The organism is Chthoniobacter sp. (assembly GCF_040003245.1).
In the GTDB taxonomy this organism is placed as follows: domain Bacteria; phylum Verrucomicrobiota; class Verrucomicrobiia; order Chthoniobacterales; family Chthoniobacteraceae; genus Chthoniobacter.
The window spans coordinates 20,000-31,820 of sequence record NZ_JBDUCX010000054.1 but is presented as its reverse complement, the minus strand read 5'-3'; the positions used below and the strand labels follow the sequence as shown (position 1 = coordinate 31,820).

Sequence of the window (11,821 nt, the reverse complement as noted above, 5' to 3'; positions counted from 1 at the left end):
CATCGCGCGGCGCTGCCGACGCGAGAATTTCAAAGCGTGAAATATCCGGGTTAACTCTCCAATTCCATCCGAGGAAAAATCATCGAAAGTTCAGCCGCGCACCACACGCAAGCGGCGCAGCAATCCTGCGCGCTAGCCGCGCCGAATCGCCCTAACCCCGTCTTGTCCGCACGCGGCACTTCACTTCGCTTGGAGCAACCGGTTGCGTCGCCTTGCCCCGGAAAAGGTGCGACAGGTCTAGCCCCCCATATTTCACCTTGGCGATTTGCTCGCGTAGGCGTTTCAGGCTTGGTCCGTGTCCATAATCACGCTCCGCGCTGCGTCGCCCTTCGCTCCACCCGCCAAGCGCCTCTGCGTCGTCAATGGACACCCCCGCCTCGCGCAGTGCATCGCGAAAATGATGCCGGAAGCTGTGGAACGTCGCCTTGCACTCATCACCAACAGCCAACTCCACGAAGCGGCTAAAGAATTTGCTGAACGGGTCAGAAAAGTAGCCCGTCGATTTCCCGCAAGGCAAATCCGGGAACAAACGCGGTCGCGCTGAATCCTTGCGGCGTTCTGCAACGTAGTCGAGAAAACCGATGCGAATGATTGCCGGGTGAATTGGAATCCGGCGCTTGCTTTGCTCGGTTTTCAGTTTCTTGTCGCACTTCGATCCATCCGCCCGCTCCTCTCGAATCTCGAAAAACGAAATCCCGTCATCCTCGCAAATGTCTTCGGTGTAGAGTTGCGCCGCTTCGTTGCATCGAAGGCCATGAAAAAGCGAGAGCAGTGGAACCCAAAAGCGCCCGCGACGCGGCTTGTTAGGGCCGGGAGTGGCAAAGCCGAATCCATCGTCTTGGCATCCGCAATAGAGCGGGCTGCGGAAAAGCCGATTTAATTCCTCGGCTGTGAAAATCTTCTTTCGCGGTTGTTTGCGCTCGCTGGCGAAAGTTTCGCGCAAGTAGCGATCTTTGGCGGGATTCTCTGCCATGAGTTTTTTCGCCACTGCGTAATTAAAAATCGCGGAAATGTTCGTGTAGTAATTTCCCAGCGTTTTCGTTCCCAAGCGGCGCGAGTCGCCCGCCTTGTCTGCCGCTTCGATTGCCTGTTGGAGAGTCATTCGAGGATACCGTTGAGTTGCGTTCGCGGGCGCACGCTTCAACAAAGCGAACAAATCTTCCGTGTCCCTTTTCGTAATCGAATCCAAGGCCTTTTTTTCTCCCAACACCTCACGCAACAGACGGGCCGGTAGTTCATAGCTGCGACGAGTCACATTTGCCCGGTGTCCCGATACCCATTCCAAGTAGCTCGAAAGCATCTCGCCCAACGTCATCCGCTGGCGACGTTCAGGCAGTGACGAATAGGAGAACACCTCGCGGAAGAAGGGAACGCGATTTCTGATTGGGTCGTGATGTGCTCGCGCCACGTTGCGAAGCGCATTTTCAAGCAGAGCTTGATGGAATAGCGGACGGAGCTTGCGGTATGCGGCGCTGTCCTTCGGAATCTCCAACCCTTCTTCTTCAATGAAGCAGTCCAACTCGCGTGCTCCGTCAAATTCGTCTGGATTCGCGCCCCGCTGTTTCCCAGCGAAAGCTCCGCTGTAGAAATACAAATCTTCCATCATTACCTCTCGCCCCTCCTCTGTCAGTCCGGACTCTCGTTCGGCCAACCATTCTTCCGATTCTTTTTCGAGCCGGACAAAAAAGCGCGTCACGATCTCATGCGCCTCTCGGCTTTCGATCTCTAACAGTTTCGGCGTTACGGTGGGCGCTGACCGCTTGCGCGCTTCAATCTCCCGCGACTTCGCGGCAAATTCGGCTTCCTGTCTGAACGCCTCGTATCGCACGCGACTGACCGCCTCCCGACGGTCTGACGTGTTGAGAGATTTGCGAATGATGTCCGTGCGTCCATACGCGGCGCGGAGCGCGGTAGGCACGCGCATATTGAGGTAAAAACGGCCATTGCGGCAGAGCAAACCGGATTGGCGAGGCATCGGAACGGGGCGGCTTTGTGTGACAGTATTGTGTGACATGGCGCTTTTCCGATGCCCTGATTCTGAGAGACTTGCCTGATTTTCAAGGCTTTACTTGAAAACCGCGGATGGGGGGGGAGAAACTCCCATTCCCATTTTGCCACTGAATGCCAACGACTTACAGAAGCGGCATCGGGTGCTAGTGTGCCTGCCCGGTGTTACAATGCAAGCGTATTGAACGCGATCTCCTTCACTCGCGCAGTCGAGCGCACCCCTTCAGCGACGCACACAAGCGCAGTTTTTGGTGTTTCAGGAGGAGTTCTCCGAGGCGTGCCGCCATTTTCCTCATGCCCTGTTGGTCCCTCATGCGCCGCAGCACCTCATGGTCTACTTCTTGTGCCGGAGGAGTCAGGGAGTGGAATGGATTTCCGCCCGGCCCGCTATTCTCCGTGTGCTGAGGCTTGCCAAACTCTTCCCGAAAGCGCCTTTCGAGAATCCAAGCGGACGCTCGCCAATCGCTCTTTCCTGCGTCAGAAACGACGCTCACGAGGCGATGCATCGCGGTGGCTTCAGAGTGGCCTAATGCCTCGCAAAACTTGCGAAACTCCAAAGGGGCGTATTCCTCTTCCCCTTTCTTTCGCCAACGATTCAACGTGTCGTAGGAGATGCTCGCCAGCCTTGCCGCTTGCTTTAAGGGCAATCCCTCTTGAATTGCTTTCAATAGGACCGCTTGGCGATTTGGCGTCAAGAGGCAGGGTCGTCCACCTTTAGGCGGGCTTTTCGTTTGAAGGGGGAGTTTGACGGGTGCGGGCATGGCGTATGTCTCAGAGTTTTTTTTGCGCCCTGCCGCCGCTTTTCTTTCGAGTCTAGACGAAAGACAAAGCCGCATGAACGACAACGGGAGAAGCCGGAACGACCGACACAAAGCATAGCCTTGGCGCGCTTTCAGAATAGCAGAACGACCCGGCCACTCAACCCATGTAGGGCGCTCGAATTGTAAGAGGTTCGCTATAGCGAGTGGCACATCCCCACCGCACCGAAACTCTTAAGACCGCTTGCGATCCGATTTCTTTGCAACCGGCTGCGTTTGCTGAATCCAACCGATCATCACGTCGATGCTGTGTGCCCAAAAAAGGGTCAACCCGCGACGCTGGGCCTCGATGAGCTTTTCCAATTTATAAACTCCGCCTATGACCGCCGAGGGCACAACTTGCGTCTCTCCGAAATCGCGCCTCCACGTCTCAGCCTTGGCAGCGGCGTCGTGATTGAGGCGCTTTACCGAATTTACCGCCGAGTTTGAAACTTTGCATTCCAGCGGAAGGACGCGGTCGTCCCAAAGCCGGACGACGAAATCGGCCTTGCTCTCTCCGAGCAGGCTTTCACCGCAAAATTCCCCCGCGCCGGGTGCTTTTGTCAGCGTAGGAATTCTCCGCGTGGGCACCTTTCTGAACCCTGCTTTCAATAGGGCATCCTCAACCTGTTGTTCCTGAAACTTTTTTCCTTCGTGCCTGCGAGCCGTCCCCATTCGCTGACTTGCGATTAGCGAGGCGGAAGCGACGACAGCAGCATGAACCTCCTTTTCTACGGGTTCACGCTGTTCGGAAATCCACGGGAATCGCCTCCGATCAAGAGCGATCAGAACGAGTTCCACAATTTTGCTGACAAGTTTTTTGTCTGCCTTGAGCTTGGTCTTGTTCAAGGAGTTCACGTCGGCGACTGTCTTTAAATCGTCCGTCGAAATGGGCGGGCCAGCCAAATACCGGAATCCTTCCAACATGCGGTCATCTCCAAGAATTTGAACGCCGTGATTGCGAAGGTTTTTCAGATCAACCGTGGTTTCCAGCATTTCCTCAAACACAGCTTGGTATTTGTCGAAGACCTCAAGATAGGCTTCAAGCGGTTCTTCGAGGCGTTCGCGCCGGAAAATCTCAATCGCCTTTTGACGGTCTTTCTCCAGACGCTTTGCGTCCCACCTTATCGGCTGAATCAGCATGCAAGAATGTGCGGACTAGGAATCGGAAGGCGTTCCATCTCTCTTGGTTCGAACTTTGTGAGCCCGCCACAATACGTGCGACCAAATCTCATCGGCGCTGTGCCGGAAAGGTAGTTTACGATTCCGTTTAAAACCCGCTCGCTCAGGACTTCGCGGGGATAAAGACCGTGAGCGATATTGATATGGCGAGCGTTCGCGACATTGCGGACGAACGCAGGCGGACGGCGTGCCATATATGTCGCCAGAATTGGCGCGGGCTCTCGAAGTCCAACAGACCACCAAGCCTTTCGATTCGTCGCAACGTAGCATTGGTCAGCCCCTTGATTTCTCGCGAACTGTAGGAACTTGTTGATTGCTCGTCGCTCGTCGCTTTCGAAGGCATCCAAATCTATTGGCAAATCAATGACACTCCGAAGACTGGAGCTATCCTCAAGCCGTTTGCCCGCTCCAAAAAGTTCCCGTGCCTTCGTTACAGTAGCGAACAAGACCGATGGCGGCAAATGCTCCGCATGCGGCCCAGCAATCCACACCCTATTTGCGCCCGTCACTTGTCCTCTATGGACGCGGCAAAGCTCGCCCAATTCGATGAAGCCTTCCGGCATCGCGGGCGTCGTATGCGTAAGGTGGGACCATCTCCTCTCGCTCTCAAGACGCTCTCTGCGAACGATGCGGTTGCCATTGTGATCTTTTAATTGAGCAACATTTTGGACGCGTTTCAAGCGAACCGATTTTGCTTTGCTGCCGATCTCGAAATACGTGATTGCCGCCGTTGTCTCTGCGTCAGGAAAGGGATGCGCTGTGGGCTCAACAACAACAATCCGTTTGCCGCCCAAAGGGCCGAGGAACAACTCCCGAACAAGTGAGCCGTAATTTACATCCAGCCATTCGGCAGCCGTTATAAACGCTCCGTAGTCCTGCGATTTTGCATGGAGAATCGTGGACAGAATGAAGTGGACGTGTAGCCCAGCAAGTTGGCTCGCGTTAAGGCCGAGCGCCCGCGACTCACGAGAAAGCCACTCCTTCCATTTCGGTTCTATCAGGTGATGTCGGACGTAGGGAGGGTTGCCGATATACAGCGTCTTTCCCGAAATCGGCGGAAACTTCACAGCACGATAATCTCCCAAAACGATTTCAGCCGTTTTCGACTTGCCCACAACCGCGAGATTGGCGCGCGCCATCATTGCGCAAAGTGGATCAAGCTCAACCCCGATCAAAGAGGCGTGTGGAAAGTAGCGGGCAGCTCGGAGCAAGTAACGACCACTTCCGACGCCGGGGTCAGTGACGCGAGAGGGGGACAATTGAAGGGTCGCCCAATCAAACATCGCATTCACGATTGGCCATGGGGTAAAAGTCGCGCCGTTCTCTCGCCGCTTTTCCGGCACACGAATGTGCGAAAAGATGGCTCCAAGAGGGTCACGACCAGCAAGAATGTAGCGGCGCAATACCTCAACGTGCACCGCTTTTACGGGTAAGGCTGTCTTCGCGAGTTTTTCCTCTTGATCTGACCAGCCAGGTATTTCGCGCGCACCCAAAGCGACCGCGAGTGATGCCAGTTCCCGTTCATTTATTTCCAAGAAATGGGGCGCTGGTATCTCTCCGCTGGGAAGCGAGGACTCCTCGAAAAGAGGAAGTTGGTCGGGGAGGCGGCGCGTCACATTGTATACTTCATCCCAAAAATGGTCGGAAGGCCACAACATATTGTATGAGGCTTGCATTTTTCGCGGCAGTGTAAAGATGAACACTTGATTGAATCACGGACGCGGGGTTCCGTCAACGCCGACCGCTGTTCACGCGGGCCTCGCGGCGCGCCTGATGGGTGCCATGGTGGGTAGGAAACGAGCCCCGGCCTCGCCGTCAGGCAAGCTGTTCCATTCGCTTCAAGAGGCGCTGGACGGATGTGCTGTGCCATTGCTTCCCCTGCGGAGTTGCAATGCCGCGAGTGTTCAACACCGCTGCGATTGCACGAACGGAAGTGATGCCCTCTGCACGCAGTTCCTCAATTGTGCCCGCCAGTGCATTCGCGATCTTTATCGCGCGCTTGTGATTCTCTTTCCCAAGCTTCGAACCATGCTTCCCAAGGACTACGCCACGCGCTTTTGCGGCGGCAAGGGCTGCTTTGGTGCGGGCGGAGATTGCGCGAGCCTCTTCTTCCGCCACCGCCGCGAGGATTTGCACCGTAAGGCGGTTCGCAGTCGGATTGTCCACCGCCAGAAACTCAATTCGCGATTCCATCAGGCCGGAAATGAAGTGAAGATTGCGGGCGAGACGGTCTAGCTTTGCGATTATCAGCGTTGCCTTCTGCTTTTTGCAGAGCGCAAGAGCCGCGTTAAGTTGCGGGCGGTTCTTCCGCTTGCCGCTTTCAACTTCCACGAACTCGCCAGAGAGCGTCCAATGCCCGCCGTTGAGGTATTTTTCGACGGCAGCCTTTTGCGCCTCCAAACCAAGCCCGCTCTGGCCTTGTTTGACGGTCGAAACCCGATAGTAAGCGATGAATTTGCCTTCCATGTGCACACATATACGTCCGTTTATGTGTGCACAGCAAGCGAAATGGAGCGATTCTCGCGAAATTCACGCCGACGGGCGCGGGAGACGGTTTTGAACACGCGTTCAAAGGCTGCCGAACGAAAAAATCACTCCCGAAGGCGAACAGGGTGCTTTCCGCCCTTTTGAAAGCTATATTCCGACGGATTGAGGCCAAAAACTGTCAGCAAGGGCTCTCCCGTTGCTGAAAGCAGACTGTCAGCGGCGAGAACATACGCTTCCGAAAGGATATAGAACTGCCGTGAGCGGTCATATGCCACCACCCCCGCTGTTTCCAACTCCGTAATAGCTTCCGCGAGCGGCCCCGTCTTTCGATCTCCACGAAAGCCGCGCTGATAGCAGAGCATAAAGAGCAAATCTCGAATCTCGGAAAGGCGCGTAGCTTTGCTCTTGAACCCACGGGGCACTGCTGCTGCCACTTCTGCCATCAAATTCACTACAGAACATGCCCTAACAGGCTGGACTCTCCCCTTCCGTAGTTCCTTCATCACTTGGTTCATGTGTTCGGCGGCCCGGTGACGCAGTGCCTTCAAGATTGCGGGCAATATCTCCCATGAGCGGTTCAGGAGGGAAGGCACGAAGCTGGTCTGCCCCCAATTAGCCTTGCCGTCCCACGGATCGCCAAGGGCATGTGCTTCCTCAATCAGCTTCGGAAGCTGCTTCCCGAGTCCCGTTTGCACGATTTCAAACCGTATCCGCCGGTTCGTCTTCGCGTAGAGCTTCAATTTCACACCTTGTGCTATCGGAACCACGATACAGGGCGAATTTCTTACCCGCTGCGACTCGCGCGCGAATGCGCCTTGGCGTTTCAGGTGCATCAATTTGGCTCCGATGTCGAAAACGTCGGCCACTGGATTCTCGGAGGGGAACTCCCAAAGCGTCTCCACAGTTGAAAGGGAAAACGGTTTGCCGATTCGCTTTGCGGTCACCGCTGGAGAAAGTTCGCCCGCGTTGGAGTAAACGCACGCCCGCTCAAACGTCTCGTCAACCTGTTTGGCTATGAGTTCAACGTAAGGCCTAAACCATTCGCGTGCCGCGAACTTGTCCCAAGCCGGTTCGTGCGGAATCCAGTTGTCTTCTTCGTCGTAGGAGAATTCGTCCCCGTAGGTGTTTCGGCTTTCTCGCCACCGTTGCAGGCGATTTGTTCGCGGCAAAGAAGCATTATCTTTCCTTGCCTGATGGCGAATGAATCGTTGAACGTTCAGCGCCAATCTCAATTTGGCCCGATGCACAGGGTTTCCCGTTTCGGGGTGCGGTTTCTTATCTCGATAAAACAGGCAGTAGCCGCCACAAAGCGGAGCTTCGTGACGGCGGTTATTGCTCTTATCGGTGAGGCTCTGCCGTCGAATCAATAGCTTGCCCGCGTCTTTGCCCTTCGTTGCGGGCCGGGTAAAAAACCATCCAAACATCGCAGGCGTGCCATCGCCCGGCCATGCCATATCCGCGCTGCCGCCCGGTGGCGAACTCGCATACTGCTTGAACGCGTGTTCACCTTGCCGGTCTTTGCCAAGGCCATGCACTTCCCAGCCCCCCAACTCCAAATCCACTTTGTCCTCTTGTGCGTGTTCGGGAAGAAAATCTGTTTCCAGTGAGAAGGGGAGTGGATTCAAATGAAGGCGGGCGAGAGGGTGTGAGAACATCCTGTTCTTTTGATCGTTGTCTTCGACAACTCCTTTCTATAGTGCGAGGAAAAATGCACACGTGTTCAAATCTTGAATCGGTCATGGTTCCCAAGCACGGCACTTGTGTGCCTATCGTGATTTTGCAACCCGAGTTTTCTTTGTTCGTGCTGTTGTTCATTCCTCGCTTTTCCTAGGTGTAAGTATCTGCACTTTACTCTCTCCCTGCTCCCACATGAGCTTCCAATCGCCGAACTCGTCGAGGAAAAAATAAAAGCGGTTGTAATCGTTAGGGGCAAAAGCGGGCCGCACTGGGAAAAGCAAGGTGCCTGCCGGAATGCGACCGCCGGTAGAAACCAGAGTGGCACCTCGCTTGAACTTTCCCTCGCTGAAAAAGGACAAAGAGTTCCTGATGATTCTATCGCTTGGGCCGCCGTCGCTTCGGGATTCTGGAGCGGGTGGTTGCGTGGTCTTTTCTGTCTCTGCGTTGACCGCTGCAACAGGATCGGGTTTTGGTTCCGCAGGTGCGGCGACATTCTTCCCTACGCCGGTCAATTTAACCGCCAACACTAACGCGAGTAATCCAAGAATAAATCCGCCTCCTATCGAGTGCACCTTGCTTCGCTTTCCTTGAAGGCTGAAACTCGCAAAAGCATACCAAGTTCCAAGGAAGCTGGACAGGCAAAGCAGTGGCCGCCAAAAGTGCCACAACACTACGCCAGCGACTAGCAGGGCAACCAATACTCCCAGCCCTTTGAGAGCATCCTTACTTCTTGCGGGCGACTCTTCACAAAGTGGTGAAGAGGACGTGCTCTTCGATTCCTGTGATTGTGTCGCAACGCCTTTCTCTGCGTTGCCTGCTGGTGCATCGGCTGCCGATTGATTGTCCATGTGTTCAAAAGCTTCAACTTTCCACCACCGCGCCCGGATTAGCCGAACGGGTGGCCGGAAGTTTAGAAGCCGCGTGAACACGACCGCGACGGCCTTTAAGCCGGAGGCTCTGGACATACGCCGTCGCCCCCCGGCCCTTTTTTTGGGCTAGGAAGCGACGTGTTTTCGGCACACGTCCGCCGGTTCACGCGAGGTTCTAAAGTCTCGGTCGGCATCTCTGCCGACGTGAACAGCTTACGAATCGGCGAACGCCATGCAATCAAATCCGCACGCTCAAGACGGTTGCTGCTATTGCCAACGTTTCGTTATAATCATTCACGAATGAATTGGCCCCTTTTCTTCCAACTCTTGGTGACTGCGATTGTCGCTTTCGGGGGAGCATGGCTTGCTCATCTATTTTCGGCGAAGCGGGACTACGCGAATTCTCGCCGCGCCCAGAGGATTGCGTTTTTAATTGACGCCTACCGAAGAATTGAATCGGCGGCGAATCGCCTTGAGGCTAGCGACCCATCATTGCTTGAGTCTCCGATTGCTGACATTCAACTCTTCGGCACCTCGCATCAAGTCGCACTCGCTCAAGATTTAGCCGAATCGTTTGCTTCGCGAAAATCAGCTTCGGCGGACGCTCTTTTGAAATCTTTGCGGCAAGACCTGCGAGCGCAACTTGGTCTGGAAGCCGTCCCTGACTGCCTGCTCCATCTTAGATACTATCCTCATCCCAGAGGAGGCGCTCCTACTCTCAACGAAGATTTGTAATCAGCGTGATCGAAGCGACTGCGACAAGAACTCTGCCTTCGCTCTACTCCCGAAGGCGAACCGTGGGAGATTTTGGCTCGGCAGTTTCGGGCGTGTAAAGGTGTGACAAATCCAATTCGCGGTATTCTACTTTTGCGATGTCTTCCGCCAGCGTGGGGAGATTTTCCAGCCCTCTGCCGTAGTGGCTCAATTGGCGGCTTGCCGAACTTTCTCCGTGCACCCATCCCGCAAGAAGCGCGACCGTTTCGGAAGGAATTCGCGCCGCCCGCGTGGCAACGCGGAACATGTGTCGGAACGAGTGCATTGTTGCGCCGCACCCATCGCCAAGTGCGTTCTTCACGATGTGAACGAATCGTTTTGAGAATGCGTCGGAGAAGTAGCCTTTGTGCCCCGGCGTGAGTTCAGGAAAAAGCCGGGGGGAAGAGGCATCGCGCCGTCGCGCCTCCACGAATTCGAGGAAGCCGAGTTGCTTGAGTTCCGGGTGCAAAGGCACGTCACGTTTGCTCTGCTTCGTCTTGAGCTTTTTCACGCACTTGCTGCCGTCCTCCCGTTCCTCGCGAACCGCGATGTAAGTGATGCCTTCCCATATCTTCACGTCCTCCGTGAAAATCTGGCAAACTTCATTGCAACGGAAGCCGTGAAAGAGCGCGAGGAGAGGCACCCAAAAGCAACCTCGCCGCGCTGCTGTATCCGTTGCGCACTTCGCGTGAAGCGGCGAGCGGAAGAGCCTGTTCAACTCCGCAATCGTGAACTGTTCCTTAGGCGGGGCCGTCACGTCTTCGGCAACGGACATGCGGAGGAGACGGCTGTTGACCGGACTTTCCGCAATCAGCTTTTCTTCTATCGCCAAGCGAAAGAGGGTCGTCATTTGAATGTAATGGTGATGGAGAGTCTTCCGACTCAACCGCCGTGTGTCTTGCTCCTTGTCCGCTACCTCTACCGCCTGCGCGAGAGTCAACCCTGGGTATCGCTTCGTAGCATTCGATGGCAACCGTTGCAGCAGATCAAAAAGCGCGTGCATGTCTTCGCGTTTGATTGTGGAAACCTGTTTCCCACCGCCGAAATAATCGCGCAGCACGCGTGCCGTCGTCCGGGCAGCGTCGGCGGTTTTTGAGGAGAAGCCAGCTTTGCAAATGAACCGCTCCCGCAATGCCAAGAGGTCATTGAGCGTCGGCGCTTTTGGAGCCTCAGCGGCGGTTGGCGAGTAGGAATTGAAATCTTTGAAGAGCCGATTCTTTTCCCAAACCTGCCGCCCCGTGAGCCTTTCCTCCTCTCGCCTCAAGTGCTCAATGGTGGCATCTCGAATCAAAGGGCGGAGTGCTTTGAAAGCCGGACTTGTGGCGGCGCACTCAATGTTTTCCTGCTTCAAGAACGTCTGCAATTCATCGGTTCCATCCAAGGGCACTCCCCTGTATTCGTAACCTGTTACCAAGGCGTCCGCGTCCGCGCTGACGTTGGATGCCATTTCGTCCCGCTCATGCTGTTCCAAGTTTCGGCCCTTCTCTTCCATCCATTCTTCGCACACGTGTTCACGCGCCACAAGGTAGCGCACGGCCATCGCAAAAGCGTCTGGTTTTGAAATGGCGGTGAGGACGTTTTTTTCCGGTTTGCTGCGTGGCCGCATAACGGTTGCAATCTTCCGCCGTTCGCTCTCAAAAAAGGCGGTCATTCGCGCCCGCTCGTAAGCAACTTTGCGGCACGCTTCCCGGTAGTCGGAAGTTCCGAGAGATTCCCGGACGTGCGTTTTCCCAAGCGCCGTTTGGAGGTCGCGAGGGACTTTGAAATTGGAATGCCAGCGGTTGCCGCGAAGCAGCAATCCTTGTTGGCGAGGCATGGGGTTTAGGTCGTGAGGTGTGACAATGAAGGGTGACACACCGCGACTGTAGGCCCTGACATTCAGAGGCTTCCACGTGTTTAAGAGGCGCGAAAACGCCCTAAAACCGCGCAGAACGGATGGGGGGGGATTCGAACCCCCGGTGCCGGTAAAGGCACACACGCTTTCCAGGCGAGCACAATAGACCACTCTGTCACCCATCCTTAATCTGCGGGGAGGCAATAGTGCGGGAA

At 55.3% G+C, this 11,821-nt stretch carries 9 protein-coding genes and 1 tRNA gene; 1 reads left to right on the top strand and 9 read right to left on the bottom strand.

The window, feature by feature from the left end; all coding sequences use genetic code 11:
* Positions 1-151 precede the first annotated feature (151 nt).
* The 7 genes from ABJF10_RS09680 to ABJF10_RS09650 form a co-directional block, all read right to left on the bottom strand.
* The gene (locus ABJF10_RS09680) at positions 152-1,975 is read right to left on the bottom strand and encodes a site-specific integrase (RefSeq protein ID WP_348544354.1); all 1,824 of its coding nucleotides are present in this window, start codon (positions 1,973-1,975) and stop codon (positions 152-154) included.
* 229 nt (positions 1,976-2,204) lie between these two features.
* A complete protein-coding gene (locus tag ABJF10_RS09675; protein ID WP_348544353.1) occupies positions 2,205-2,768 on the bottom strand; it encodes a hypothetical protein in 564 nt (187 codons plus the stop codon).
* A gap of 231 nt (positions 2,769-2,999) precedes the next feature.
* Positions 3,000-3,947, bottom strand: a complete 948-nt coding sequence (locus ABJF10_RS09670; protein ID WP_348544352.1) for a XamI family restriction endonuclease — start codon at positions 3,945-3,947, stop codon at positions 3,000-3,002.
* The gene (locus ABJF10_RS09665) at positions 3,941-5,644 is read right to left on the bottom strand and encodes an N-6 DNA methylase (RefSeq protein ID WP_348544351.1); all 1,704 of its coding nucleotides are present in this window, start codon (positions 5,642-5,644) and stop codon (positions 3,941-3,943) included. Before ABJF10_RS09665 ends, ABJF10_RS09670 begins: the two co-directional genes overlap by 7 nt.
* A gap of 157 nt (positions 5,645-5,801) precedes the next feature.
* Positions 5,802-6,452 carry a recombinase family protein gene (locus tag ABJF10_RS09660; protein ID WP_348544350.1) on the bottom strand — a complete coding sequence of 217 codons (651 nt, stop codon included), beginning with the start codon at positions 6,450-6,452 and terminating at the stop codon, positions 5,802-5,804.
* Between the two features lie 125 nt (positions 6,453-6,577).
* Entirely contained in the window at positions 6,578-8,098 is a 1,521-nt protein-coding gene (locus tag ABJF10_RS09655) for a hypothetical protein (protein ID WP_348544349.1), read from the bottom strand.
* 186 nt (positions 8,099-8,284) lie between these two features.
* Positions 8,285-8,998 (bottom strand): hypothetical protein, encoded by a 714-nt coding sequence (locus ABJF10_RS09650; RefSeq protein WP_348544348.1) that lies wholly within the window; start codon positions 8,996-8,998, stop codon positions 8,285-8,287.
* A gap of 321 nt (positions 8,999-9,319) precedes the next feature.
* Between ABJF10_RS09650 and ABJF10_RS09645 the strand changes: the two genes are divergently transcribed.
* On the top strand, positions 9,320-9,754 hold the full coding sequence (locus ABJF10_RS09645) for a hypothetical protein (protein WP_348544347.1): 435 nt from the start codon (positions 9,320-9,322) through the stop codon (positions 9,752-9,754).
* Positions 9,755-9,797: 43 nt separating this feature from the next.
* Here the strand turns inward: ABJF10_RS09645 and ABJF10_RS09640 are convergent, their stop codons facing one another.
* Positions 9,798-11,588, bottom strand: a complete 1,791-nt coding sequence (locus ABJF10_RS09640; protein ID WP_348544346.1) for a site-specific integrase — start codon at positions 11,586-11,588, stop codon at positions 9,798-9,800.
* A 116-nt stretch (positions 11,589-11,704) separates the two neighbouring features.
* A tRNA-Ser gene (locus ABJF10_RS09635) sits at positions 11,705-11,791 on the bottom strand.
* Positions 11,792-11,821: the final 30 nt, after the last annotated feature.

Bases quoted from the DNA above. Each gene is read 5' to 3' on its own strand.
- ABJF10_RS09680 (WP_348544354.1), bottom strand. From the start codon at position 1,975: ATGCCTCGCCAATCCGGTTTGCTCTGCCGCAATGGCCGTTTTTACCTC.
- ABJF10_RS09660 (WP_348544350.1), bottom strand. From the start codon at position 6,452: ATGGAAGGCAAATTCATCGCTTACTATCGGGTTTCGACCGTCAAACAA.
- ABJF10_RS09650 (WP_348544348.1), bottom strand. From the start codon at position 8,998: ATGGACAATCAATCGGCAGCCGATGCACCAGCAGGCAACGCAGAGAAA.
- ABJF10_RS09675 (WP_348544353.1), bottom strand. From the start codon at position 2,768: ATGCCCGCACCCGTCAAACTCCCCCTTCAAACGAAAAGCCCGCCTAAA.
- ABJF10_RS09665 (WP_348544351.1), bottom strand. From the start codon at position 5,644: ATGTTGTGGCCTTCCGACCATTTTTGGGATGAAGTATACAATGTGACG.
- ABJF10_RS09640 (WP_348544346.1), bottom strand. From the start codon at position 11,588: ATGCCTCGCCAACAAGGATTGCTGCTTCGCGGCAACCGCTGGCATTCC.
- ABJF10_RS09645 (WP_348544347.1), top strand. From the start codon at position 9,320: ATGAATTGGCCCCTTTTCTTCCAACTCTTGGTGACTGCGATTGTCGCT.
- ABJF10_RS09670 (WP_348544352.1), bottom strand. From the start codon at position 3,947: ATGCTGATTCAGCCGATAAGGTGGGACGCAAAGCGTCTGGAGAAAGAC.